The organism is Chitinophaga eiseniae (genome assembly GCF_012641265.1).
GTDB lineage: Bacteria > Bacteroidota > Bacteroidia > Chitinophagales > Chitinophagaceae > Chitinophaga > Chitinophaga eiseniae_A.
In genome coordinates, this window is record NZ_JABAHZ010000007.1 from 245242 (window position 1) to 270663 (window position 25422).

Here is a 25422-nt window from a genome sequence, read left to right on the forward strand (position 1 = left end):
ACAATAGCTTTATGGCTTTTCCTCAAAAACAGGCGCCATATAGGTGTTAACAATTATATAATCGATTTTCCACCAAAACTGTTGTAAACTGCACCCGGTTTCGGGACGCCCGCAAGCCTCGGTTTACGTATCGAGTATGCAAACAACTGCTATACCCTTTACACGCAAGGATTTCGGCGACGACTTCCTTTGGGGGGTTACTATTTCCGCTTTTCAGAACGAAGGTGCCTTCAATACCGATGGCAAAGGTCTCTCTATTTGGGACACCTTCAGCAGCCGCAAAGGTAAAATCAAAGATAAGAGCCACGCACAGGTAGCCACCGACTTCTACAACCGCTATACACAAGATATACTACTGGCCAAGCTGCTGGGCTTTTCCGTATTCCGCTTCTCCCTGGCCTGGTCGCGCATTATGCCTAAGGGAACAGGCGCCGTTAACCAGGCGGGAATCGACTATTATCACCGGGTGATAGATGCCTGCCTCGAATTGGGACTGGAACCCTATATCACCCTATATCACTGGGATCTGCCCCAGGCTTTGGAACATAAAGGTGGCTGGAGCCATCGGGGAGTAGTATTTGCCTTTGAGGAATTTGTGAGGATATGTGCTCGTGAATACGGGAATAAGGTCAAGAACTGGATTGTACTCAATGAACCTTTTGGGTTTACAGCACTGGGTTATATGTTGGGCGTACACGCCCCGGGAAAATTTGGCCTTTCCTGGTTTCTGCCGGCGGTACACCATGCGGCCCTGGCTCAGGCCGAGGCGGGACGCGTGATCCGCCAGGAGGTAGCCGGCGCCAATATTGGCACAGCGTTGTCCTGCTCAAAAATTATCCCCTATACCAATAATGAAGAAGATGTACGGGCTGCCCGCCGGGCAGACGCACTCTTTAATCGCCTGTTCCTGGAACCAGCCCTGGGCATGGGGTACCCGGAAAAAGACTTCCCCCTGCTGCACCGTATTGAACGCCGGTATGCATTGTGGCGCGATTGGGACCGCCTCCCATTTGATTTTGATTTTATAGGGGTACAGAATTATTTCCCGCTGGTAGTAAAGTACAACTACTTTATGCCCGTGGTAAAAATTGCAGAAGTAAAGGCCAGGTACCGCAATGTACCGCTTACCGGTCTGGGCTGGGAAATCAGTGGCAACGGACTGTATGAAATACTCAAACAGTTTGGCGCCTACGAGGGAATTAAGAAAATCATTGTAACAGAAGGAGGAGCTGCTTTCCCCGACCAGCTTACCACCGATGGCCGTATTGCAGATACCGCCCGTATTGAGTATTTCCAGGAATACCTGTCGGGTGTGTTAAAGGCCCGTAGAGAAGGAGTGCCGGTAGATGGCTATTTTGCCTGGACGCTTACCGACAATTTCGAATGGGCGGAAGGATACCGGGCCAGGTTCGGCCTCGTGCATGTTAATTTCGATACCCAGCAAAGAATTATCAAAGACTCCGGATACTGGTTCAGGAAGCTTTTGAACGAAGAAGTAGAATAACGTCACGCAAAGGCGCTAAGCAAAAAAGCAGCAAAGGGATTTTATAACTTCCTTTGCTGCTTTTTTGCTTAGCGCCTTTGCGTGAATCTTCTTATTGTGCTAATCGCTTCAGGAACCAGAGGTCTCTCAGGCTGAAGTGAAATATCGCATTTATATAAGTTTCTTTTATCAGCGCTGTGCCGGAAGTGCCGCGCTGTCCGGCTTCGAGCCCTACGTAATATCTTAACTGCCCGTTTTTGCTGGGCAGTGATACGCCCAGGGTACCGGAAATATCTTTGATCTGGGTATTGCTCACTACCAGTGGTGTTTGGTTAAAGGCAAAACCAGCCTGCAATACAGCCCCTTCAATCATTTGATTGTAATACTGGCGTTTCAGCGTGTATTCGATACCGGTAGAGTAGCGTTGCCCATCTACATAGGCGAAGGTCGGGCCTTTCTCATTCAGGCTGTTCCACAGGGAATGCCGGTAGTCGGCCACCCAGGTAAAAGTACCATTGGTGAGGGTAATACCGCCGCCGTATTCAGCAGGCAGTGTGAAATAGGAAGGATCCTGGTCTTTTGAAAAGAGGGAAGTACCGTTGATATCAACGATATTCAGTTTTTCCTGCAATTTCATTTTGGTCTGGAAGCGATAGGTCGCGCCCAGCCCCAGCTGCCAGTCTTTAGTAATTTTACCTATATATTGTGCGCCAGCAGTAAAGTTGGGCTTGAAGCCATATTTGTTATGCTGTGTTTGTAAGGAGTCGGAACCAATATTCTGTGATACGTTGATGGGCCCAAATAAGAAGGCAGTAGATACCCCCACGGAAAAGTGCTTGTTGATGGCAAAACCGTTGGAAATATATGCCCTGTTAAACCCGCCCGTACCGGTGGTGGTAGTGGTAACGGGTGCGCCGGTACCGGTTACAAACTGTTGGTTAAGGATTTTGTAATCGATACTGCTGAAAGGTGCGATACCTGCAGATATGCCCCAGAAGCTGGTTGCTTTGAAGCCCAGCGCCAATCGTTTAAAGTTGATGTCGCCCGCGCTGTTGGAAATGCCGGCGCCGTTATAGTTGATCTGTTGCGCTTTGATCGATACATCAAACATGAAGTTCTGGGTAGGGATCGCGCTGTACGACGCAGGGTTGAGCTCATTGAGGTAGCCGGAGTGGCGACGGGCAATACCGCTGCTTCCCAGGCCGTAGTTCCGGCTGTAATCCCTTGCTTCCATATCTCCTATACCATAGGCAGAATAGATGGAATTAAGGCCATGTTGCGCTTTGGCAGCGGCGCCGCACAACAGGAGTAAAGTTAAACCGCTATATATTTTTATGCGCATGTGTATCCTTTATTTGTACAACAGATAGTATAACTGTACTTTAAGCGGGTTCTGAGTATTCTTTTGGTCGCCTATTACCAGCCTATCCAGTGTTGTTCTTCCGTCTGTAGCACTTGGTGTGAGTAACAATCCCCGTGAATTAACATCGGTAACTGTTTGTTCCTTGATCACATAATTGGTGATATCGAAGGTATAGTTGGTGTTTACGTTAAATTGTTTGTCGATGGTCAGTTGTCCATAAGTCAGTGTATCGGTAACATTGTTCAGCTTATCTACTTCACAGAGGGCCATGCGTGGTGGCAGCCGGTCATTGACATAGGTGCCGTTTACCGGTTTCAGGGACAGGTACACCTTCATTATTTTAAAGAACTGCCCCAGGTAAGCCAGGTTTTTAATATAAGGAATATCGATCCGGGTGGCTACGCCGGTAATAGGTTGTGTGAAGCCCTGGTTGCTGACACTGGCAGAAGGCAGGTTTTTTCCCGGGCCTGTAAGCGGCGCCAGTGGCGTGCCGGTACGGGTGGTTACTACCTGGTTGAATTGCAGGTTAGATGCCTGCATCTTGAAATCGACATATTTTACAGTAGTGATCAATTCATTAACGTGATAGTATAAACGCATCACCAGGGCGGTATCATTAGCAGTAAAGCCCGATACCAGGGTGCTGCCGGCGCCTCCTCTTACATTCAGCCCACGGAAAAACTCCAGCCACATATTGTTGGTGGTAATATCGGGACTTTTATCTACTAGCATCTGGAATAGCTGGGCGCCCAGTTGATCAGACATATGGGCGGTGATGATCTTGTCGGTGTGAGGACGGATAACGCCTGTGAAACTTCCTATAGGCGTACTTTCTGTAGAAAAACTACTGCTGTTGTACAGGTAGTAGAAGTTCTTGGTAGTCTGGATGGTAGAAGTCACCCGGTATACCTGTAGCTGCTGTACCTGGGTAGAGTCGCCCGAGAGGTAGCCATTGGGACGCATCATGAGCACCATGGAGTCATATTTGGAGCCATTGGCAGGAATGTCAATGGTGGTCGGTTGCGCAATCTGGAAGTAAGATTGAACGGTGGAGGTGCCAAACAGTGGGTCTGCTCTTTTGCCGGCCAGTAGTACTTCGGCACCGGAGGTGGGCATAGAGTCCTGCTGTATGGTTTGCATCTTCACCGATAAGGTATCGGTAAGGATATAATCGGTATTCTGATTATTGTCTACAATGTTGTTATAGGTAAACCCCGTCTTCTGGCAGGATGAGATCAGCGCCACCAGCAATAATGCCGGGAGGTACCTGCGTATCCGACCATTTACGCACCTGAAAATTAAATGATACATGGTATTGTTCATGGTGCGCAATTTTAGACAGGATCGATATTTTCAATTGCTTTAATATGCCAACAGCCAAAATTTATCGATGAATAACGAAATCTGTTCTTTATGCTGACAATAGCGCGGGAACGGGCTTTTCGGGGGAAAGAATCCTACTGGTAGACGAAATAACGGTATCCGTCATCTAAAATAGCGGGAATAGCTATTTCCTGTTTGCCGGAATGCTCCGGCAGATAATTTTGGCTACAGTAAAAAGAACATGCTAATGCGATATTTAAAAGGTTATAGTTTATTATTGATGGCTTCCCTGGCGGCCTGTTCGAAGAGTTCAAATACTACTACGCTGGTTGGGAACTGGATTAAACGTTCTGAATTTGAAGGTGTTGCCAGAAGCTCAGCCGCTTCATTCGTGGTGAATGACAAAGCCTATGTAGGAACCGGATATGATGGACTTAACAGATTACAGGATATCTGGATGTACGATGTGGACCTGAACCAGTGGACACAGAAAGCGCCTTTTACCGGTACCGCACGCAGTAACGCTGTTGGTATGGCTATGGCCGGAAAAGGATATATCGGTACCGGTTACGATGGACTGAATAAACTGAATGATTTTTATCAATACGACCCTGTCGCTAATACCTGGACACGCAAAGCTGACTTTGGCGGTAGTGCCCGTTATGGCGCCGTAGCTTTTGCCCTGAATGACAAAGGTTATATCGCTACCGGTTACGATGGCAACTGGTTAAAGGATAACTGGCAATACGATCCTGCTACCAATAGCTGGACACAATCCCAGAGCCTTAACAGCGGTAAAAGACAAGACGCTTCAGCCTTTGTGATCAACAACAAAGCGTATGTAGTGATGGGAACAGCTAACTCTACACCTGTTACAGATTTTTATTCCTTTGATGGTACCAACTGGACTACCCTCAATTCGATTGCGAATGTAAGCGACGACAGCTTTGATGATGCCTACAACTTTGCCGGTAGTGGCGCGGCTTCTTTTGTCATCAATGGTAAAGGGTATATCACTACCGGTACTAAAGGTAGTTATACCACCGCTACCTGGGAATATGATCCGGCCACTGATCGCTGGGTACAGAAAACAGATTTCGAAGGCGCTGCACGTACTTATTCTACCGGTTTTACCGTGAAAAACCGCGGCTTCGTAGTATTAGGACAAAGCTCCAGTTTACAGCTGGACGATATGCGTGAATTTGATCCAAACGCTGCATACAATAAAAATGACTAAGCGTAACATTATCATCGTTTCCGTGGTAGCCGTTGTGGCGCTGGTATTCTTCGCCTGGAAGCTATCCCGCACAGCCGCACAGCAGAACGGTTCAGATATGCTCGCTGTAGTAGTAGAGCCCTTTGCAATACACGATGGTTGGGGATACAAAGTAAATGTAGGTGGCCGCACTTATATCTACCAGGACATTATCCCCGGCGTTCCGGGAAACCGGGTATTCCGGTCAAAGGAAAATGCGCTGCGGGTAGGGAATGTGGTGGCTGAAAAGCTGACCCACCATAAGATTCCTTCTATGTCGCAACAGGAGCTGGTGCGGATGGGGATACCGGAAGCGGAATAATTATTTACGATATAAATAAACCTTTGGAACAGGTTGTTTTCAATGCCACGCATTAAAAACAGTACTGATCCAAAGGTTTAATCTGTTTATGTATTTTAAGCCGATTTTAAGTTCTTTATTAAATTTAACAATACCTTATAGAGGATTAACAAACTTTAACACAAGTCTAACCCTATCTAATGTAAGTTTATCGCATCAAATTACATGATGCTAAGTTTCAAACGGATTCTCAAAAGTCGTCCCTTCCTCATTTCCTTGCACATCCTGGGATGGGCATGCTTTTTATTCTTCCCGTTTTTCATTTATCGTATACAGATCATGCATACCGGTTTCTTTTTAAAAGAGCTGGTAGATAACTTGTTCCTGATAGGCATTTTTTACCTGAATATTTATGTGCTGATTCCACGGTATTTTAACAGGAGCAAGATTGTTACGTACCTGTGCAGTATAGCCCTGTTAATTATTTTTATTACGGCCCAACAGGCGGCGCTCAATTTCTATTTTTTCAAACACTTAGGACCCCGGCCGGGGATGATGGTTCGTTTAGCTAAAAAAAGTAATGACCTGTCAGTAACATCTGATAGCTTTCCCCCGTTTCACCATCGTCGTATGTTTTTCAGCGCCAGAGCCGGGATGGGAGAAACAATTATTACGAGCAGTGCTCGATTAGATTCGGCTATGGTTCCAGCCGGAGGCACTGTCACCGCTTCAGGTTCGGCAGTATCAGTGGCTTCAACGGGATTTTTGCCCATTCCTCCTCCCCATATTTTTGAGGAAGGACCTACGTTATGGGAATACCTCTTTTTCCCGGAGGTGCTCAGAAGATCGGGCTTTTTTGCGTTGCTGATGTTGTTTATGAGTGGATTCATCAAGATTGCGCTCGAATGGTTTAAAAGTGAAAAACAACGCGAAGAGCTGAAAGTGGAAAAATTAAATGCGGAACTGAAATTTCTAAAGTCGCAGATTAATCCGCATTTCCTGTTTAACTGTTTAAACACCATTTATTCGCTGGCGCATAAACAGTCTTCGCAAACGGAACACGCTATTTTAAAGCTATCCACCATCATGCGATACATGATCTATGAATCCAATGAGGCCAAAGTGTTGCTGTCGCAGGAGTTGAAGTACCTGCATGATTACATAGAAATACAACGATTGAGATTACCGAAAGATATTGACATCCGATACCAGTTGAATGGCGATGCAGATGGTTTGCAGATTGAGCCGATGTTACTGGTGCCTTTCGTGGAAAATGCGTTTAAACATGGTATCAGTTATACAGAAGAATCTTTCATCGATATAGATGTGACGACAACAAATGATATGATCAGATTAATAGTTAAAAACAGTCATTTTAAAGAGCGTGTGGCAGAGAGGGGAGGCATAGGTCTGGATAATGTACTGAAACGCCTGGCATTGCTCTATGAAAACAGGCATGAGATTAATATCAGCGAAACGGAGAACCAATTTATTGTAGATCTTAAAATTGTGTTGAACAAATGATTAAGTGTATTGCTGTGGATGACGAACCGCTGGCATTGGAAATTATGGAAGATTATATCCGTAAGGTTCCATTCCTCACCCTGGCGGGTAAATTCGAAAACGCGGCCACCGCGTTGCGCTTCATCCAGGATGAGCCGGTTGACCTGGTATTCCTGGATATCAAAATGCCGGATATCACCGGTATCCAGTTCCTCAAGTCATTGAAATATCCACCGATGGTAGTATTCACTACGGCATACGGCGAGTATGCGCTGGATGGATTTAATCTCGATGTGGTCGACTATCTCCTGAAACCGGTTCCTTTCGAACGTTTCCTGAAAGCAGCGGCCAAAGCCAGCGAAACCTGGTCGGTTTCCCAACAGAAAAATGTGTCGGCCATTGGTAACACCGTACCCATGGAAGCCGCCTGGGTGAATGACTACATCTTCATCAAAACAGAATACAAGATCATTAAGATCAACCTGGAAGACATCCTTTTCATTGAAGCACTGAAAGACTATACGAAAATTTATACACATAATTTGCCGGTACTGACCCTGCGTAGCCTTAAATCGTTTGAAACACGTTTACCCGCAGATAAATTCATCCGTGTGCACCGTTCCTACCTGGTATCTCTCAACAAAATAAATTGCGTAGAGAAAAATACCGTCATGATCGCCAATCAATCTATCCCTATCTCTGATGGGTATAGGGACCGTTTTTACGACGTGATTAACCGGAATTCGTAAAGCGCGGGGAGAAGTTATACCACATAAAGCCACTGTAGCGGAAATGTCAGCAGGATGTAATATTATTACATTCGCTAATGTTTCCGCTACAGTGGCTTTGTGCTTTTCCTTTTATGCTTTCCGCTTTTTTTCCGAACTTAGCCCTCTTTTTAAACCATACCACCATTAATTAATTATTCTTTTATCAAAAACCACCATGGAAAGAATATACTTCGACAATGCAGCTACCACGTCGCTGGACCCGGCAGTATTAGAAGCTATGCTGCCATTTATGACCGAAAAGTTCGGTAACCCTTCTTCTATCTATTCTTACGGACGGGAATCAAGATTGGGTATCGAAAACGCACGCAAATCAGTAGCTAAAATACTGAATGCACATCCCGGGGAAATTTTCTTTACCTCCGGTGGTACAGAAAGCAGCAACACCGCCATTAGTGCCGCGGTGAGAGACCTGGGTTGCAAACACATTATTTCCTCTCCCATCGAGCACCATGCCACCCTGCACACCGTAGAGTACCTGCATCATCATGATGGCGTAGCCCTTTCCTTTGTGAAAGTGTTGCCTACCGGTCATATTGATATGGAACACTTGCGTGAACTGCTGCAAAATTCCACCGAAAAATGCCTGGTTACCCTGATGCACGCCAACAACGAAATCGGTAACCTGCTCGACATTCATGCGGTAGGCAATCTCTGCAAGGAATTTGATGCCATCTTCCACTCTGATACCGTACAAACGGTAGGACACTACCCGTTCGACCTGCGTAACACGCCTGTACACTTTGTTACCGGCGCCGGGCACAAGTTCCACGGTCCTAAAGGAGTAGGTATCCTGTACATCAACGAAAACGTAAAAATTACGCCTTTCATCCAGGGAGGGAGCCAGGAACGTAATATGCGCGCAGGTACAGAAAACCTGTACGGTATCATCGGGTTTGCCAAAGCACTGGAAATTGCTACAGCTGAACAGGAAACACATAGCACGCACATCAACGGGCTGCGTATGTACATGGCCGATCAGCTGCAGCAGCATATCCCGGGGGTAGCTTTCAACGGCGACCTGCACGGCAAAAGCCTCTACACTGTATTGAACGTGGCATTCCCTAAGTCTGAGAAATCAGAAATGATCCTGTTCAATATGGATATCAATGGCATCTGTGCTTCCGGTGGCAGTGCGTGTACCTCCGGCGCGAATGCCGGCTCGCACGTTATCCGCGCCATCAACAGCAACCCCAACCAGATCGCTGTACGCTTCTCTTTCTGTAAGAATAACACCAAAGAAGAAGTAGATCAGGTAGTAGCTAAGCTGAAAGAACTGATATAAGCAGAAAAAGGCACGCAAAGTATAAAAGCAGCAAAGCAGCAAAGAGATAATATGTTTCTTTGCTGCTTTGCTGCTTTTATACTTTGCGTGCACAATTAGTGCATAAACTCCTTGATATCCTGCATGATCCGCTTGGCAATATTATCTGCCGTGGTTTCATTCTGGCTTTCCGCATAGATACGGATAATAGGTTCGGTATTGGAGGTACGGAGATGCACCCAGTCCTTGTCGAATTCTATTTTGAGCCCATCTTCCGTATTGAGTGGCTGGTTTTTATACTTCTCCTTAATTTTTTCGAAGATAGTTTTCACATCTACTCCTTTATCCAGCTCAATTTTATTTTTAGAGATGAAGTAATCAGGATAGCTGTTACGCAGCGCTTTAATGCTCTTCTTGTTGTGCGCCAGGTGGCTGAGGAAAAGACCGATACCGATCAGTGCATCCCGGCCATAATGCAGATCCGGTACAATAATACCACCATTGCCTTCTCCGCCTATTACCGCGTTAGTGTCTTTCATTTTCTTCACCACATTCACTTCTCCCACTGCGGAAGGCGTGTATTGGCCGCCATGTTTCAGGGTCACATCTTTCAACGCCTGGGTAGACGACATGTTGGAAACAGTATTACCTTTTCTTTTGCTTAATACATAATCGGCAACAGCTACCAGGGTGTATTCTTCCCCGAACATGCTGCCATCTTCACATACAAAGCACAGGCGATCCACATCCGGATCTACTGCAATACCCAGGTCGGCATTGGATTTATTGACTTCGTTGGAAAGTGCCGTCAGGTTTTCTGCCAGCGGCTCAGGATTATGACTGAATTTGCCGGTAACTTCCGGAAACAGCACTTCTACTTCTTCCACGCCCAATGCTTTCAACAGGGGCGGAACAAACAAAGCACCGGTAGAATTTACCGCGTCTACTACAATCTTGAAGTTACGTGCCTTAATAGCAGGTACGTCTACCAGCGGATAGTTCACCACCAGGTCTACGTGCTTTTGCAGGTAAGAATCATCTACGGTATAAGTACCGAGCTTATTTACATCTGCAAAATTAAAATCTTCGCGTTCCGCAATGTCCAGCAGGGTAGCGCCGTCTTCGCCGGAAATAAATTCGCCTTTACTGTTCAGTAATTTCAGCGCATTCCATTCTTTCGGATTATGGCTGGCAGTAAGAATAATACCGCCGGCAGCATTTTCCATGGTTACTGCCAGCTCTACAGTAGGCGTGGTAGATAAACCGAGGTCAACTACATCGATACCTAACCCGTTGAGGGTAGATACGACCAGGTTTCTCACCATCTCGCCGGAAATACGGCCATCACGGCCAATTACCACCTTACGGTTTTCTGTTTGACGGCTCAGCCAGGTGCCGTATGCTGCTGTGAATTTAACCACATCTAATGGAGAAAGTCCCTCGCCGGGCTTACCGCCTATGGTTCCGCGTATGCCGGATATCGATTTGATCAGTGCCACAAGATTCAATTTTTAAAGGAAGGCAAATATAAAAAAAAGCATTCCAGAAATCCTAATTATCAAAAGCTGAAGGCGGAAAGCAGAAAGCAAAAAGCCATTGAAGCGGTCGACCAGCGGGCCTGGTCAAGTCATTTACCGCTTTTTATCCGCTTTAATGGCTTTTTGCTTTCTGCTTTCCGCTTTCGGCTTTTTCGATATATTTGCAGCTACGCTTTTCAAAAAACAGCTATACGTTACATGCAATACTCGTGGAAGAATATACCCCGGTATATTCGTTATGTGTTTGTTCAAACGCTTTACCTCTTCCTGTTGATGGTAATGTTCAGGGTAGTTTTTTACCTCTTTTTCTTCAAAACAACCATCACAGACCATGCAGCGATATGGAAAGCCTGGAACCTGGGACTCAGATTTGATCTGCGTCTCGCCCTTTACCTCATGATTCCCGTCCTCCTGCTGGCCCTGATTACCCGGAATAAATTTTTTACCTCCACACCCATACGACGCACCAACTTTATCTATTTCTTTGTCGTTTACCTGCTCCTGACCCTCTTTTATATACTGGATCTGGGACATTACGATTACCTGGGCTTACGCCTCGACCCCTCCGTATTAAGGTTCCTGGCTAAAGGCGAAAGGGCCGACAATGCGCGCATGGTGTGGCAAAGTTACCCGGTAGTAAGAGGGGTACTGGGCATCATCGTCTTCATGTTCCTTATATTCCGCCTGCAAAAAGCCACCTGGAAAAAATTTGCGGCGCAGCCCACCCTATATCTCCGCAACTGGCCTTACACCGGCTACGTAATTGGTATGGTATTGCTGTTTGGCGCCGGATGCTATGGCAATTTTGCCTATTTCCCGCTGCGCTGGAGCCAGGCCATGTTTAGCAGGGATAATGGTATTACAAGCCTGGGACTCAATCCCATACTGTATTTTGCGTCCAATTTTTCTGTGAAGGGCGATACCTATGACCTGGAAGCTACCAAAAAATATTACCCGGATATCGCTGAATACCTGAAAGTAGATTCACTGAATCCCAATACCCTCAGCTATGTGCGCACCATTGCCGCCGATGCGTCTAAACCGAGGCTCAACGTGGTATTGGTGATGCTCGAATCTACCGGCGCAGCAGTTACCAGCATGTACGGTAATCCTATGCAGGCTACGCCCCATATGAAACGGTTGGCCGACAGCGGTATCCTGTTTAAGAATTTTTACGTACCCGCCATCAGCACGGCGAAAACAGTATTCGGTGTTCATACCGGGTTGCCGGATATCACCTCGGTGAAAACAGCCAGCCGGCACCCGAAAATGCTGGACCAGCGTATTGTGATGGACCAGTTTAAAGGGTACGATAAATTATACCTGTTGGGCGGTAACACCAACTGGGCCAATATCCGGGCGGTATTTACCAACAACGTGGAAGGTATCCGTATCTATGAAGAAGGCATGTACAAATCCGGTAAAGCCGATGTATGGGGAATTGCCGACTACGACCTGATCACCGAAGCCAGCGGCATCTTCAAAGCTGACAATGATAAGAAACAACCATTTATTGCCTTTCTCCAGCTGGCAGACAATCACCCGCCTTATACCACTACTGGTGGCGCCGGTGATTTTAAAAAGCTGACAGAGAAAGATATTGATATGAACACGTTCAAAAAATCAGGGTTTGTATCGATCGATCAGCTGAATGCCCTCCGGTATGAAGACTACAACGTAGGCCACCTGATGGACATGGCCCGGAAAGATGGTTATCTGGATAACACCATCTTCGTATTCTTTGGAGATCACAACTGCGTGCTTAACCCTTACAGCTTTATGCCGCTGCCGGAATATGAGCTGGCCAGTGGCGGCGTACATGTAACTGCGTTTATGTACAGCCCTCAACACCTGGCGCCGCAGGTGGTGACTACGCCCGGCAGCTTGCTGGACGTATATCCTACGGTAGCCAAAATGGTGGGTATGCCTTATAAAAATTATACCCTGGGAGTAGACCTGTTCGACAGTACCCGGGTGAATAATAAATATGTGTTCCTGACAACGATGCGTAACCAGATGGCACATTACGCAGTGATGGGCGACCGGTATATGTACGAAATCAATATGGTCAACGATTCTACCGCATTGTACGACCTGAAAGGGGATCCGTTGAAAAATATCCGGGCACAACAGCCAGATACGGCAAAAAGCCTCGATAATTTAACACGCGGCTTTTATCAAAGCACCCGATATTTGATGTTTAATAATAAAAAATAGCCGTTTGGCAACGGGTCTTTAGCCGTTAGCGTTTTAGCGCATTTGCTGAAACGCTAACGGCTAAAGCTTAACAGCCAGTAACTGCCACAATTATGGAAGTAGATAAACTTTGGTTTAAGGATTGGTTTAATTCTCCCTATTATCATTTGTTGTACAGTCATCGTGACGACCGGGAGGCGGCGGCTTTTATCGACAAGCTGCTGACTTACCTGCATCCTGCTCCCGACGCAGAAATGCTGGATGTGGCCTGTGGAAAAGGCCGTCATGCCAAATACCTGGCCGACAAAGGTTATAACGTAACAGGGATCGATCTGTCTATCGAAAGCATTAATGTGGCAAAAAAACTGGAAAACGACCACCTGAGCTTTTTCCAGCACGATATGCGCTTACCTTTTTGGGTCAATTATTTCGACGTGGTATTTAACTTTTTTACCAGCTTCGGCTATTTTGACTCGCAACGGGATAATGATAATGCGCTGCGAACGCTTAAGAATGCGATGAAGCCTGGCGGAAGGCTGGTGCTGGACTACCTGAACAGCGAGTATGTAGCCGCGCACCTGGTAACAGATGAGGTGAAGGAAGAAGAGGGAGTGGTATTCGATATCCGCAGGGAGCTGAACGACCATAAATTCATGAAGCAGATCAACATCCTCGATAAAGCGAAAATGCGCAGGGCCACTTATACTGAAAGTGTAAATGCCTTTACCCGGGCGGATTTTGAGCGCATGTTTGCCAAACAGGGGCTTCTGATAACAGAAATTTTCGGAGATTATCACTTTAACAGCTATGATGCCCAGCGCTCACCGCGACTGATTATCGTAGCCACAAAATCATAGCCATGCTGGAATCTATTCTCCGTGAGGATCTTAGACTATTCTTTCATATCAATGGCCAATGGCACAACGCATTTTTAGATGCGCTGCTGCCTTTTGTGCGGGAACCATATGTATGGGCGCCGTTATACCTTTTCCTGGGTTTGTTTGTAACCATTAACTATGGCTGGAAAGGGCTGTTCTGGATCCTGTTTTTCCTGCTTTGCTTCGGGGTGTCCGATCAGGCCAGTTTATATCTGAAGGGTGCTGTGGGAAGGATACGACCCTGCCGGGACCCGGTAGTATCGCACTATGCAAGGGTATTGGTGGTGTATTGCCCGATGAGTGGCAGCTTTACTTCCAACCATGCTGCCAATCATTTTGCCCTGGCAACCTTTTGTTTCATAACTTTAAAATCAGCTTTTCACCGGTATGCCTGGTTGTTCTTTGCATGGGCGGCTATCGTTTCCTATGCACAGGTCTACGTAGGCGTGCACTACCCGTTAGACGTATTGGGAGGTGCTTTACTGGGTACTTTAATTGGGCTGCTCAGCGGTAGTTTCTTTCAACGCCGTATAAGACTGGAGCCCGAACTCGCATCATGAACTGGAACTATCTGATATTAGTACTGGCTGCCACTGTTGCCGGTGGGTTGATACCCATGACTATAAAGCGTGTCAGCGCCAACTTTTCTATTTACCTCCTGGCTTTTACGGGGGCTTTTCTGTTTGGCGTGGTGATCATGCACCTGCTGCCGGAAGTATATCATGAGCTGGGACACCAGGCTGGCATATATATCGTGCTGGGCTTTTTCCTGCAGGTATTTTTGCAGCAGCTGTCGCATGGAATGGAGCATGGGCATACCCATTTGCCGCAGGAACATCACCACCACATTGCGGTAACGCCGCTGCTGCTGGGACTTTCCATCCATGCGTTCATGGAAGGGATTCCCCTGGGCTTCAAATACGATGATCAGTCGGCATTACCTTCCCTGATGGCAGGGGTGGCGGCGCACAAAATACCGGAGGCCCTGACCCTGATGACGGTGATGATACATGCCCATAAGAAGCGGTCGGAGTTGTGGAGTATCCTGGTGTGTTTTGCCCTGGTAACCCCTATCGCTGCTTTGCTGGCGGGTTGGATGGGCAACCGTTTTGAAGTGGTACAGCATTATCTCCTATATGTAGTGGCACTGGTAGTTGGCGCTTTCCTGCATATTTCCACCACTATCTTTTATGAAAGTGGTACGAAACATCATGAACTCAGCCGGAAGAAGGTGCTGGCCATCGCCATAGGACTGCTGTTGGCATTTCTTACCCTGATATTTGAATAATTCTTTATTTTTAGGCTCATATATGGAAGTCGTCATTATCCTCATCCTTATTTTATTGAATGGCCTGTTCTCGATGTCGGAGATAGCAATGGTCTCGGCCCGGAAAACCCGGTTGGAAAACCAGGCCAATAAAGGGGATGAAAAAGCAAAGGCAGCGCTGAAGCTTGCCAACAATCCGGATATCTTTCTTTCTACCGTACAAATCGGTATTACCCTGATCGGCATCTTACTGGGTATTTACTCTGGTCAGAACATCAAAGCTGATGTGATGGCCTGGCTCAACACCTTTCCGTTGATACAGCCTTACAGTGGCGTGGTGGCCACTGTTATCATAGTGATTGTCATTACCTACTTTTCTATGGTACTGGGTGAACTGGTGCCTAAGCGTATTGGTATGGCCAAGCCGGAATCCATTGCCAAAACAATGGCCAAACCTATGCAGGTGCTTTCCTGGCTTACCTATCCTTTCATCGCGTTATTGTCTGCCTCCACCAATGTATTGGTGAAGTTATTCAGTGTACAGGCCGGCGAACCGCATGTAACAGAAGAAGAAATTAAGGCGATTATCAACGAAGGCACCACTTCCGGCGCCATCGAAGAAACAGAGCAGGAAATTATTGAAAGGGTATTTCACCTGGGCGACCGTAACATCACCTCCCTGATGACGTATCGAAATGATATTACCTGGCTGGATATCAACGAGGCTACGGGTAGCTATCACCAGAAAATCCACGATAGTCTGCACTCCGTATACCCGGTGTGCGATGGGCAAATAGATAGTATTAAAGGATTGATCACTATCAAAGACCTGTACCGGGTGGCCGATAAATCGGTTCCGCTGGCAGATATGATCCGGAAACCTTTGTTTGTACCGGAAAATAACAGCGCCTACCAGGTACTGGAAAAGTTTAAGGAAACCCACCTCCACGCTGCATTTATTGTAGATGAGTACGGTACTTTCCTGGGGATGATTACCCTGAATGATATCCTGGAAGCGATTGTGGGAGATATGCCGGAAACAGCGGATGTGGATGATTATGAAATGGTATTGCGGGAGGATGGTACCTGGCTGGTAGATGCCCAGATCCCATTTTATGATTTCCTGGAAGAATTTGATAAGGAAGACTGGATGACTGAATTTGAGCAGGATTTCGATACCCTTGCCGGCTTTATCCTGCATCACCTGGAACATATACCGGAAACCGGTGAGAAGTTCACCTGGCGCGATTTTACTTTTGAGATAGTGGACATGGATGCACATCGTATCGATAAAGTGCTGGTCACACCGCCACCTCAAACAACGGAAGAGTAAGGCCTGTTCCCCAAAACGAAAATAAGTAGTAACCACATACGTAAATACCCGGAAATCGGGACGGAGGGTTGTTAATTATTTGGATAAATCCAGCTTTATGCTAATTTTGAGCACTTTTTTACATATACAAATAATTTAATTTAAGATAAAATGGTTGCAATAGGAAGTAAGGCACTGTCCCTGGAAGAAGTGTACAGGGTGCTTTTGGGTGGTGAAGAACTGACGCTGGAAGCAGCAGCACTGCAACAGGTAGAAGCCAGTTTTGTATTCCTCGAAAAATTTTCAGCAAAGAAACTGATTTATGGTATCAACACCGGTTTTGGCCCTATGGCCCAATACCGCATCAGCGATGAAGATACCTTCCAGTTGCAGTATAACCTGATTCGCAGCCATAGCTCCGGTATGGGCAAATGTATGTCGCCCCTGCATACCAAAGCGTTGATGATTGCACGTTTGAGCAGTTTTATGCAGGCGCATTCCGGCATTCATCCGGAAGTGGTACACCTGCTGAAAGACCTGATCAATAAAAATGTATACCCCTGTGTATTCGAACACGGTGGCGTAGGCGCCAGCGGCGACCTGGTACAGCTGGCGCACCTGGCCCTGGTACTGATCGGCGAAGGCGAAGTATGGTATGAAGATAAGTTTCAGCCTACGGCAGAAGTATTTGCCCGGCTGAACCTTAAACCTATCGGCATTCATGTGAGAGAAGGTTTAGCTATTATTAACGGTACCTCTGCTATGACGGGTATAGGCCTGGTAAACCTCATTGAAGCTAAAAAGCTGCTGGGCTGGTCGGTAACCTTGTCGGCCATGATCAACGAAATAGTAGAAGCATTTGATGATCATCTCTCAGCAGAACTTAACGCGGTAAAAAAACACGAAGGACAGCAACAGATAGCCGCCAAAATGCGGGAAATCCTCAAGGGCAGCAAAATGGTACGCCATCGCCCGGATCACCTGTATAAAGAGCTGGAAGAAGAAATATTTAAAGATAAAGTACAGGAATACTATTCCCTGCGCTGCGTACCACAGATCCTGGGCCCCGTGTATGATACGCTGGCGCAGGCAGAAAAACTGGTGGTGCAGGAATTGAATTCCGTGAGCGATAACCCGGTAGTAGATCATCACCTGGAGAATGTGTTCCATGGTGGTAACTTCCATGGCGATTATGTATCGCTGGAAATGGATAAGATCAAGATCGCTATCACCAAGTTGTCGATGCTGGCGGAAAGGCAACTGAACTACCTGATGAATGAAAAATTGAATCACAAGTTCCCGCCGTTTATGAACCTGGGTAAACTTGGCTTCAATTTTGGAATGCAGGGCGTACAGTTTACGGCTACCTCTACAGTGGCGGAAAATCAAACCTTGTCTTTCCCGATGTATGTACACAGTATTCCCAACAACAATGATAACCAGGATATTGTGAGCATGGGGTGCAATGCCGCCGTGATGACCAGCAAAGTGATAGATAATACCTTCCAGGTATTGGCTATCCAGGTAATGACGATGTTGCAGGCGGTAGATTATCTGCAATGCCAGGATCGCCTGGCAGGCTTCTCCCACAAGGTGTACGAGGAAGTAAGAGCAATTTTCCCTAAATTTATTGAAGACAGCCCGCGCTACAAGGATCTTCAGAAAATCAAGGAATACCTGCTGAAAAACGTACCTGTGCAATGCTAAACAGCGATGAGGTTAACCATTATTTGAGAACCGAAATATGTAATTCATGAAATGTGCATTAGTAACCGGTGGGTCGAGGGGAATAGGCAGGGCAGTATGTACCAGATTGGCCGAAGCAGGATATCATATACTCATTAACTATAAAGGCAATGAAGCAGCGGCACAGGAAACACTGGAAGCCGTGAAAGCCAAAGGCAGCACAGGTGAGCTGTTGCAGTTCAACGTGGGCGATGCTGCCGAAGTACAACAGGTACTGGGTAGCTGGCTGGAAAATAATAAAGAACAACAGATAGAGGTACTCGTTAATAATGCCGGCATCCGGGAAGATTCCCTGATGTTCTGGATGAACGAAGCACAATGGACCAATGTGCTGAATATCAGTTTGAATGGTTTTTATCATGTTACCAAACAGGTATTGAACCAGATGCTGCTAAAGCGTTACGGACGCATTATCAACATGGTATCATTATCTGGTATTAAAGGCCTTCCGGGTCAAACCAACTATTCTGCTGCCAAGGCGGGCGTTATTGGCGCTACCAAGGCCCTGGCACAGGAAGTGGCCAAAAGAGGCGTCACCGTCAATGCGATCGCCCCTGGCTTTATCAAAACAGATATGACGGCGGAACTCAATGAAAAAGAGCTGGCCGCACAGGTGCCGATGAACCGTTTTGGTACACCGGAAGAAGTAGCCGAAGCGGTAGCCTTCCTGGCTTCCAAAGCGGCCGGGTATATTACCGGCGAGGTGCTGAATATCAATGGAGGATTGCACACGTAAACTGTCGCTAATAGCGGATAGTTATTAATGTTATAAATTATCGTATTGTAAGTTAGCGGAATAAATGCTATCGGCTTATGAACAGAGTAGTGATAACTGGGTTGGGAATCTACTCCTGCATCGGAAAGGATAAGCAGGAGGTGAGGGATTCATTGTATGCAGGTAAATCCGGTATCGTGCTGGATCCCGAAAGAAAAGCCTTTGGCTATCGTTCAGGGCTCACCGGCGCTATACAGCGGCCGGAACTGAAAGGATTGCTGGACCGCCGCGCCAGGCTGATGATGCCTGAGCAGGCGGAATTTGCGTATATGGCTACCCGTGAGGCGCTGGCCCAGGCTAACATAACGCCCGAATACATTGATAAAACCCCGATAGGACTCTTATATGGCAACGATAGTTCTGCCAGGCCGGTAGTGGAAGCGAACGATATTATGCGGGCCAAAAAAGATACGATGCTGGTAGGTTCCGGTTCGGTGTTCCAGACCATGAATTCTACCGTGAATATGAACCTTGCCACCATCTTTAAGCTGCGTGGCGTGAATTTCACCGTCAGCGCTGCCTGTGCCAGTGGTTCCCACGCTATTGGGCTGGGGTATATGTTTATCCGTAACGGTATGCAGGATGCGGTGATCTGTGGAGGCGCCCAGGAGGTAAATTTATACGCGATGGGCAATTTTGACGCTATCGCGGCATTTTCCACCCGGGAGGACGATCCTACCCGTGCTTCGCGCCCATTTGACCGCGACCGCGATGGCCTGGTGCCCAGTGGTGGCGCCGCTACCGTAATCCTGGAAAGCCTGGAGTCGGCCCAACGCAGGGGAGCAACCATCTTAGGCGAAGTACTGGGATATGGTTTTTCTTCCAACGGTGGTCATATTTCCAACCCTACCGTGGACGGGCCGGTACGTTCCCTGCAAATTGCTTTACAGGACGCCGGGTTGCAACCCGGTGATATTGAATATATTAATGCACATGCCACTTCTACCGCTGCGGGCGATGCCAGCGAAGCAAAAGCGATTCATGAAGTATTTGGCGGATCAAAGCCATATGTCAGCTCCACCAAGTCTATGACCGGCCACGAATGCTGGATGGCCGGCGCCAGCGAAATTGTGTATTCCATGCTGATGATGCAACACAACTTTATTGCGCCCAATATTAACCTGGAAAACCCCGACGACGATGCTGCCAGGTTAAATATTGTGACCCATACACTTGATAAAAATTTTAATATATTTTTGTCTAATTCCTTTGGCTTTGGCGGAACTAACTCTTCTCTCATTGTAAGAGGGTGGAATGGAAAATAAATATCCTTAACTTTGGCCCCTGGATCAGGATCGTTAGACCAACACAAAGTAAAAATATTTTAAAACGACCTATATCTGATTTCACACAATATGGACATTAGAGAAATAGTAACTGTTACGAATAAGTTCCTGGTAGAGGAGTTTGAAGCAAACCCCGAATCAATCAGCCCGGAAGCGAATATGAAATCCACGCTGGATCTCGACAGCCTGGACTATATCGATATGGTGGTAGTAATAGAAGATAACTTCGGATTTAAAGTAAATCCGGAAGATTTTCAGTCTATCGTTACCTTCCAGGATTTCTACAATTATGTAGCCACTCGTGTACAACAAAAAGAACTGGTATAATGCCATCCTGGCAAGGAAAATCAAAAGGTAGTAAGTTCGGATATAGTTGCTTTGTTTTCCTGCTTAAACATGGAGGAGTTTGGCCGGCTTATCTGTTATTGAGATTTGTAGCCTTCTACTATTTTGCATTTTCCTGGCGTTCTTCCGCACCCATTTATCGTTATTTCCGCACCAAAGCAGGATTTGGCAGGTGGCGTTCCCTGCTCAGCCTGTACCGCAATTATTACATATTTGGCCAAACCCTCATCGACAAGGTGGTGGTAATGGCAGATATGGCCAATCAATTCACCTTTGAATTTGAGGGCGAACATTACCTGCGGGAAATGGTGGCCGGCGGTAAGGGCGGCATCCTGTTGAGTGCCCACCTGGGTAACTGGGAGGTAGCAGGCCACCTTTTCAAACGCCTGGAAACCCGTATCAATATCGTAATGTTTGATGGGGAACACCAGCGGATCAAGGAATATCTTTCCGGGGTAACGGGCGACCGGAACATGAATATTATCGTGATCAAAGACGACCTGTCACATATCTATGCCATTAACGAGGCGCTGAGTAACCAGGAAATGGTATGTATGCATGCCGACCGCTTTTTACCAGGCAACAAAACCATTACCATCCCTTTCCTGGGGCAGGATGCCCGTTTTCCTATGGGACCTTTTTTGCTGGCAGCCACCTTCCGGGTGCCGGTATCCGTAGTATTTGCCTTCAAGGAATCTGCTACCCACTATCATTTTTATGCCACAGAGCCCCGGCAGTATTACGGTCGCCGGAACGAAGGAGTGGCAACCGCACTACAGGAGTTTGGCCGCCAGGTGGAAGAAAAAGTGCATCGTTACCCTGTTCAGTGGTTCAATTATTACGATTTTTGGGAATAAACCGTGTTTATACTGTTAATAATTTCGTATAATTCTATTTATTTCGTGTTACATTTTTAATAATAACTTGTGCAGATGTTTATTCATACAGACGATATTACCGCGTATATCCCACAGCGTACACCTATTGTGATGATCAGTGGTATCCTGGAGGTAGATGGCCCGCTAACCCGCACCGGATTGCATATTGCCCCCGATAACATTTTCGTGGAAAATGGCGTGCTCACCGCTCCCGGCCTCATGGAAAATATTGCACAAACCGCCGCCGCCCGTATTGGCTATATCGCTAAACAACAAAATACACCCGTGCCCCTGGGCTTTATCGGCGCTGTAAAAGACCTGGAAATACTGGAATTACCGCCGGCAGGACAAATGATTGAAACCACTACCGTAATAGGCAGCGAAGTATTTAACGCTACCATGGTAACCGGAAAAGTGATGTACGAAGGACGTGTAATGGCACAATGTGAAATGAAAATCTTCATCAATCCCCAACTATAATATTTAATATTATGAACTGCAGAAAATTTATCGCACTCTCTGTAGCGTTTATGGGCATGCTCACCTATCATGCAAACGCGCAAAAACTGAAGAATTTCCTGGAAAACAAAGATTCTTCCTTTACCTGGCTGGGAGTAGACTTTACCCAGGCCCGCCTCATTGGTGATGCCGGCGCTAAAGTAGACCAGATTGTGGAAGCCGATTTTCCTGCCATGAACCAGGTGGTGGTAAATGAAGTGAAGAAATACCATATCCCGGACATGTTCCATCGCGAGAAATACAATACCAGCATTACGCTCGTGAATAAACACAATGAAAGCGTGAATAAAGACGCTTTTAAATCCGACGAATCAGCCGACTTTGAACGCCTGAAACCGGAAGACATCACCAAAGTGGTAAAATCTTACGATTTCTCCAACAAACATGGTATCGGTGTGCTCTTCGTAATGGAAGGCATGAGCAAAAGCTCCAAGAGCGCTTCTATGTGGGTAACCGTGGTAGACATGGACCGCAAAAATGTGCTGATGACAGAGCGTTATGTGGGTAAAGGCCAGAAATGGAGCTTCGCCTGGCGTAACTACTGGCTGGCTATGATCAAGGATGTGATGGACAACGTAGACGATGACTACAAAAAATTGAAAGAAAAATACGCTTCCGCCGTTGATCCGGAAGAAGAAAAACCAGTAGCACCGGCTCCTAAAAAAGAAGCTAAAACAGGCGTAGCTGCGAAAGAAACCAAGAAACCAAAGAAGAAAGGATAAATTATGATACTGACCGAATGCACCAACATACTGATACGATTTAATGAAGCAGATCCGCTGGGAATAGTATGGCACGGGCATTATGTGCGGTATTTTGAAGACGGCCGGGAAGCGTTCGGAGAAAAATACGGGTTACGTTACCTCGATATTTTTGAAAAAGGTTACACGGTTCCTGTAGTAAACATACAATGCGATTACAAACGCTCCTTGCGCTACGGCGACAGGGTAGTGGTGGAAACCAGGTTTGTGGACGACATGGCCGCAAAAATTAAATTTGAATACATTCTTACCAACCCGGCAACAGGGGAAGTAGTGGCGAAAGGATCTTCCGTACAGGTATTCCTGGACAAGGAAACTTCTTCGCTGCAATTGATTGCCCCGGCCTTTTTCCTGGAATGGAAAAAAGCGCATGGGCTGGTATAACCAAGGGTATTATGCAACAGGTGTATGTAGTCGCGGATAATATTGTGGGGCCTTTAGGCAGTACTACCCGGGAAAACTTTGACCAGGTATTAAAAGGCAACAGTGGCATAGGACGGCAGGAAAATGCAGCCTATGCCGCTGCGCCGTTTTATGGGGCTATGATGGCCCCGGGGCAGCTGGAAGGCTATACAGCAGCTTATTCCGTAACAGGCTATACCAGGTTTGAAAAATTGCTGGTCGCCTCTATATCAGATGTACTGCAACAAACCGATATTTCCCTGGAGGATCAACGTTGCGGACTCATTATTTCTACTACCAAGGGAAATATTGAGCTGTTGGAGCAAACACCGGAAAGTGACAGACCTCCACTGGCTGATATGCAACTGTTTACCACCGCCACCAAAATAGCGGCACATTTTAAAGCCGCTAACCAACCGGTAGTGATCAGCAGTGCCTGCATATCCGGACTGGTAGCTATTTTAACAGGTAAGCGGCTGATCGAGGCTGGTCGCTATGACCATGTGGTGATAGCTGGCGCCGATGTGCTCACCCGCTTTGTATTGTCTGGCTTTCAGTCGTTCCAGGCGGTGAGTGCAGTACCTTGCAAGCCCTTTGATGCCCATCGTACCGGGGTAACTTTGGGAGAAGGCGCTGCAACGGTGTTGCTCAGCAAAGACCAGGGCCATGCGCCGTTTTCGTTGGGAGCCGGTGCTATCAGCAACGATGCCAACCATATTTCCGGCCCTTCCCGCACCGGCGAAGAGCTGGCAGCCGTGATGAAACTGGCGTTGCAGAATAGTGGACTGCAGCCGGCGGATATCGGCTTCGTATCGGCACATGGTACCGCTACCCTGTACAACGACGAAATGGAAGCCAAAGCCCTGCACCATGCTGGCCTGGCATCCGTGCCAGTCAACAGCCTGAAAGGATACTATGGCCATACCCTCGGCGCTGCCGGGCTGATAGAAGCCATTATCAGCATGCAGGCCATGAAAAATGGGGTGATAATACCCACCAAAGGATTTGACACTCCCGGCGTCAGTATGCCGGTAAACGTTTATAATACCCTGCAGCAGCAATCGTCCGCTCATTTCCTGAAAACAGTATCAGGATTTGGTGGGTGTAATGCCGCCATGGTCTTTAATCTTAACAGCTAAATAAAGTTATTGTCGTGTTTAATAAAGAAACAAAAACAGCACTGGAAGCGAAAGAAGCGGCATTACGGCTGGCATTTGCTCCGATTGCCTTTCAGGCCACCAGGGCCCTCCGTGATATGGGCATCTTAACGGCGGTAAGTAACAGTCGCTCTGCCGGTATTACCATCGAAGAAATCATGGAACAAACCGGGATGTCGCGCTACGCCGTAAGAGTGTTGCTGGAAGCAGGTTTGGGCATGGAACTCATCATCGTGAATGACAAGCGTTATACCCTTACCAAAACAGGTTACTTTATTTTACACGATCGCCTTACCCAGATCAATATGGACTTTTCACAGGATATCTGCTACAAAGGCATGAATCACCTGCAGGAAAGTTTGAGAGAAGGTAAACCAGCCGGTTTACGTGAACTGGGGCCATGGGACACCATCTATCCGGGCCTGTCGCTGCTGCCGCAGGAAGTAGGTAAGAGCTGGTTCGACTTCGACCACTACTACTCCGACCTGGCTACTCCCGCCGCCCTGGATATTGTGTTTGAAAACAAACCCAAACGTTTGCTCGACATTGGTGGTAACACCGGCAAATGGGCGCTGGCCTGTACCGCCAAAGACCCTGAAGTGGAAGTAACCATTTTTGATTTGCCCGGACAGGCAGGACTCGCACAACAGAAAATGAAAGATGCCGGTGTAGAAAACCGGGTTCATTTTCATATTGCCAACATTCTGCACGAGGAAGTGCCCTTCCCTAAAGGCTTTGATGCCATCTGGATGAGCCAGTTCCTCGACTGTTTTTCTGAAGCTGAAATCGTATCTATCCTGAAACGTTGCCGCGAAGCGCTCAACGCCGACGGAACCATTTATATACTGGAGCCTTTCTGGAACCGCCAGCAGTTTAAATCTGCAGCATTTTGCCTGCAGCAGACATCATTGTATTTCACAGCGATGGCCAACGGCAACAGCCAGATGTACCATACAGACGACTTTTTCCAATGTATTGCAGACGCAGGACTGCGCATCGTGGAAGAAAACAACCAGATGGGCATCAATTATACATTGCTGAAATGTAAAAAAGCAGAATAATCATATCATCTATAACTCCCA

General features: G+C 46.9%; 24 protein-coding genes. 21 read left to right on the forward strand and 3 right to left on the reverse strand.

What is annotated here, in order from left to right; all coding sequences use genetic code 11:
* Window positions 1-136: 136 nt before the first annotated feature.
* Window positions 137-1504 (forward strand): GH1 family beta-glucosidase, encoded by a 1368-nt coding sequence (locus HGH91_RS25375; protein ID WP_168741684.1) that lies wholly within the window; start codon window positions 137-139, stop codon window positions 1502-1504.
* 91 nt (window positions 1505-1595) lie between these two features.
* Here the strand turns inward: HGH91_RS25375 and HGH91_RS25380 are convergent, their stop codons facing one another.
* Complete coding sequence (locus HGH91_RS25380; RefSeq protein WP_168741685.1) at window positions 1596-2825, reverse strand: hypothetical protein; 1230 nt, start codon at window positions 2823-2825, stop codon at window positions 1596-1598.
* A gap of 9 nt (window positions 2826-2834) precedes the next feature.
* Window positions 2835-4169: a DUF4270 family protein gene (locus HGH91_RS25385; protein WP_168741686.1), complete on the reverse strand. Its 1335-nt coding sequence runs from the start codon at window positions 4167-4169 to the stop codon at window positions 2835-2837.
* A 247-nt stretch (window positions 4170-4416) separates the two neighbouring features.
* Here HGH91_RS25385 and HGH91_RS25390 point away from each other — a divergent pair, with 247 nt between their 5' ends.
* The 5 genes from HGH91_RS25390 to HGH91_RS25410 all read left to right on the forward strand — a co-directional run bounded on the left by HGH91_RS25390 (window position 4417) and on the right by HGH91_RS25410 (window position 9301).
* Complete coding sequence (locus HGH91_RS25390) at window positions 4417-5406, forward strand: Kelch repeat-containing protein (RefSeq protein WP_211092421.1); 990 nt, start codon at window positions 4417-4419, stop codon at window positions 5404-5406.
* Window positions 5399-5746, forward strand: a complete 348-nt coding sequence (locus HGH91_RS25395) for a DUF4907 domain-containing protein (protein ID WP_168741688.1) — start codon at window positions 5399-5401, stop codon at window positions 5744-5746. Before HGH91_RS25390 ends, HGH91_RS25395 begins: the two co-directional genes overlap by 8 nt.
* A gap of 204 nt (window positions 5747-5950) precedes the next feature.
* On the forward strand, window positions 5951-7249 hold the full coding sequence (locus HGH91_RS25400) for a sensor histidine kinase (protein WP_168741689.1): 1299 nt from the start codon (window positions 5951-5953) through the stop codon (window positions 7247-7249).
* On the forward strand, window positions 7246-7977 hold the full coding sequence (locus HGH91_RS25405) for a LytR/AlgR family response regulator transcription factor (RefSeq protein ID WP_168741690.1): 732 nt from the start codon (window positions 7246-7248) through the stop codon (window positions 7975-7977). Before HGH91_RS25400 ends, HGH91_RS25405 begins: the two co-directional genes overlap by 4 nt.
* A 196-nt stretch (window positions 7978-8173) precedes the next feature.
* Window positions 8174-9301, forward strand: a complete 1128-nt coding sequence (locus tag HGH91_RS25410) for a cysteine desulfurase family protein (protein ID WP_168741691.1) — start codon at window positions 8174-8176, stop codon at window positions 9299-9301.
* A 95-nt stretch (window positions 9302-9396) separates the two neighbouring features.
* Here the strand turns inward: HGH91_RS25410 and glmM are convergent, their stop codons facing one another.
* A complete protein-coding gene (glmM, locus tag HGH91_RS25415; protein WP_168741692.1) occupies window positions 9397-10779 on the reverse strand; it encodes a phosphoglucosamine mutase in 1383 nt (460 codons plus the stop codon).
* A 237-nt stretch (window positions 10780-11016) separates the two neighbouring features.
* Here glmM and HGH91_RS25420 point away from each other — a divergent pair, with 237 nt between their 5' ends.
* The 15 genes from HGH91_RS25420 (at window position 11017) to HGH91_RS25490 (ending at window position 25401) form a co-directional block, all read left to right on the forward strand.
* Entirely contained in the window at window positions 11017-13035 is a 2019-nt protein-coding gene (locus HGH91_RS25420; RefSeq protein WP_168741693.1) for an LTA synthase family protein, read from the forward strand.
* Between the two features lie 92 nt (window positions 13036-13127).
* The gene (locus HGH91_RS25425; RefSeq protein ID WP_168741694.1) at window positions 13128-13871 is read left to right on the forward strand and encodes a class I SAM-dependent methyltransferase; all 744 of its coding nucleotides are present in this window, start codon (window positions 13128-13130) and stop codon (window positions 13869-13871) included.
* A 2-nt stretch (window positions 13872-13873) separates the two neighbouring features.
* Entirely contained in the window at window positions 13874-14452 is a 579-nt protein-coding gene (locus HGH91_RS25430; protein WP_168741695.1) for a phosphatase PAP2 family protein, read from the forward strand.
* Complete coding sequence (locus tag HGH91_RS25435; protein ID WP_168741696.1) at window positions 14449-15180, forward strand: ZIP family metal transporter; 732 nt, start codon at window positions 14449-14451, stop codon at window positions 15178-15180. The genes HGH91_RS25430 and HGH91_RS25435 overlap by 4 nt, the downstream gene beginning before the upstream one ends.
* Before the next feature lie 22 nt (window positions 15181-15202).
* Window positions 15203-16492 (forward strand): hemolysin family protein, encoded by a 1290-nt coding sequence (locus HGH91_RS25440; RefSeq protein ID WP_168741697.1) that lies wholly within the window; start codon window positions 15203-15205, stop codon window positions 16490-16492.
* Between the two features lie 150 nt (window positions 16493-16642).
* A complete protein-coding gene (hutH, locus tag HGH91_RS25445; protein WP_168741698.1) occupies window positions 16643-18178 on the forward strand; it encodes a histidine ammonia-lyase in 1536 nt (511 codons plus the stop codon).
* A 46-nt stretch (window positions 18179-18224) separates the two neighbouring features.
* Window positions 18225-18953: a 3-oxoacyl-ACP reductase FabG gene (gene fabG / locus HGH91_RS25450; protein ID WP_168741699.1), complete on the forward strand. Its 729-nt coding sequence runs from the start codon at window positions 18225-18227 to the stop codon at window positions 18951-18953.
* A 77-nt stretch (window positions 18954-19030) separates the two neighbouring features.
* The gene (locus HGH91_RS25455; protein WP_168741700.1) at window positions 19031-20257 is read left to right on the forward strand and encodes a beta-ketoacyl-[acyl-carrier-protein] synthase family protein; all 1227 of its coding nucleotides are present in this window, start codon (window positions 19031-19033) and stop codon (window positions 20255-20257) included.
* Between the two features lie 90 nt (window positions 20258-20347).
* Window positions 20348-20605, forward strand: coding sequence for a phosphopantetheine-binding protein (locus HGH91_RS25460; protein WP_145672184.1), 258 nt, complete (start codon window positions 20348-20350; stop codon window positions 20603-20605).
* Window positions 20605-21480: a lipid A biosynthesis acyltransferase gene (locus tag HGH91_RS25465; protein ID WP_168741701.1), complete on the forward strand. Its 876-nt coding sequence runs from the start codon at window positions 20605-20607 to the stop codon at window positions 21478-21480. The genes HGH91_RS25460 and HGH91_RS25465 overlap by 1 nt, the downstream gene beginning before the upstream one ends.
* Window positions 21481-21555: 75 nt before the next feature.
* Window positions 21556-21981: a 3-hydroxyacyl-ACP dehydratase gene (locus tag HGH91_RS25470; RefSeq protein ID WP_168741702.1), complete on the forward strand. Its 426-nt coding sequence runs from the start codon at window positions 21556-21558 to the stop codon at window positions 21979-21981.
* A gap of 11 nt (window positions 21982-21992) precedes the next feature.
* Complete coding sequence (locus HGH91_RS25475) at window positions 21993-22742, forward strand: hypothetical protein (protein ID WP_168741703.1); 750 nt, start codon at window positions 21993-21995, stop codon at window positions 22740-22742.
* Window positions 22743-22745: 3 nt separating this feature from the next.
* Window positions 22746-23165, forward strand: coding sequence for an acyl-CoA thioesterase (locus tag HGH91_RS25480; protein WP_168741704.1), 420 nt, complete (start codon window positions 22746-22748; stop codon window positions 23163-23165).
* An 11-nt stretch (window positions 23166-23176) separates the two neighbouring features.
* Window positions 23177-24322 (forward strand): beta-ketoacyl synthase N-terminal-like domain-containing protein, encoded by a 1146-nt coding sequence (locus HGH91_RS25485; RefSeq protein WP_168741705.1) that lies wholly within the window; start codon window positions 23177-23179, stop codon window positions 24320-24322.
* A gap of 14 nt (window positions 24323-24336) precedes the next feature.
* Entirely contained in the window at window positions 24337-25401 is a 1065-nt protein-coding gene (locus HGH91_RS25490) for a methyltransferase (RefSeq protein ID WP_317166854.1), read from the forward strand.
* Window positions 25402-25422 lie beyond the last annotated feature (21 nt).

Excerpts from the sequence above, each read along its gene's own strand:
- HGH91_RS25390 (WP_211092421.1), top strand. The coding sequence starts at position 4,417 with ATGCGATATTTAAAAGGTTATAGTTTATTATTGATGGCTTCCCTGGCG.
- HGH91_RS25440 (WP_168741697.1), top strand. The coding sequence starts at position 15,203 with ATGGAAGTCGTCATTATCCTCATCCTTATTTTATTGAATGGCCTGTTC.
- HGH91_RS25480 (WP_168741704.1), top strand. The coding sequence starts at position 22,746 with ATGATACTGACCGAATGCACCAACATACTGATACGATTTAATGAAGCA.
- HGH91_RS25375 (WP_168741684.1), top strand. The coding sequence starts at position 137 with ATGCAAACAACTGCTATACCCTTTACACGCAAGGATTTCGGCGACGAC.
- fabG (WP_168741699.1), top strand. The coding sequence starts at position 18,225 with ATGAAATGTGCATTAGTAACCGGTGGGTCGAGGGGAATAGGCAGGGCA.
- hutH (WP_168741698.1), top strand. The coding sequence starts at position 16,643 with ATGGTTGCAATAGGAAGTAAGGCACTGTCCCTGGAAGAAGTGTACAGG.
- HGH91_RS25385 (WP_168741686.1), bottom strand. The coding sequence starts at position 4,169 with ATGAACAATACCATGTATCATTTAATTTTCAGGTGCGTAAATGGTCGG.
- HGH91_RS25485 (WP_168741705.1), top strand. The coding sequence starts at position 23,177 with ATGCAACAGGTGTATGTAGTCGCGGATAATATTGTGGGGCCTTTAGGC.
- HGH91_RS25420 (WP_168741693.1), top strand. The coding sequence starts at position 11,017 with ATGCAATACTCGTGGAAGAATATACCCCGGTATATTCGTTATGTGTTT.
- HGH91_RS25475 (WP_168741703.1), top strand. The coding sequence starts at position 21,993 with ATGAACTGCAGAAAATTTATCGCACTCTCTGTAGCGTTTATGGGCATG.
- HGH91_RS25465 (WP_168741701.1), top strand. The coding sequence starts at position 20,605 with ATGCCATCCTGGCAAGGAAAATCAAAAGGTAGTAAGTTCGGATATAGT.
- HGH91_RS25460 (WP_145672184.1), top strand. The coding sequence starts at position 20,348 with ATGGACATTAGAGAAATAGTAACTGTTACGAATAAGTTCCTGGTAGAG.
- HGH91_RS25470 (WP_168741702.1), top strand. The coding sequence starts at position 21,556 with ATGTTTATTCATACAGACGATATTACCGCGTATATCCCACAGCGTACA.
- HGH91_RS25455 (WP_168741700.1), top strand. The coding sequence starts at position 19,031 with ATGAACAGAGTAGTGATAACTGGGTTGGGAATCTACTCCTGCATCGGA.
- HGH91_RS25435 (WP_168741696.1), top strand. The coding sequence starts at position 14,449 with ATGAACTGGAACTATCTGATATTAGTACTGGCTGCCACTGTTGCCGGT.
- HGH91_RS25425 (WP_168741694.1), top strand. The coding sequence starts at position 13,128 with ATGGAAGTAGATAAACTTTGGTTTAAGGATTGGTTTAATTCTCCCTAT.
- HGH91_RS25395 (WP_168741688.1), top strand. The coding sequence starts at position 5,399 with ATGACTAAGCGTAACATTATCATCGTTTCCGTGGTAGCCGTTGTGGCG.
- HGH91_RS25430 (WP_168741695.1), top strand. The coding sequence starts at position 13,874 with ATGCTGGAATCTATTCTCCGTGAGGATCTTAGACTATTCTTTCATATC.
- HGH91_RS25410 (WP_168741691.1), top strand. The coding sequence starts at position 8,174 with ATGGAAAGAATATACTTCGACAATGCAGCTACCACGTCGCTGGACCCG.
- HGH91_RS25380 (WP_168741685.1), bottom strand. The coding sequence starts at position 2,825 with ATGCGCATAAAAATATATAGCGGTTTAACTTTACTCCTGTTGTGCGGC.
- HGH91_RS25400 (WP_168741689.1), top strand. The coding sequence starts at position 5,951 with ATGATGCTAAGTTTCAAACGGATTCTCAAAAGTCGTCCCTTCCTCATT.
- HGH91_RS25405 (WP_168741690.1), top strand. The coding sequence starts at position 7,246 with ATGATTAAGTGTATTGCTGTGGATGACGAACCGCTGGCATTGGAAATT.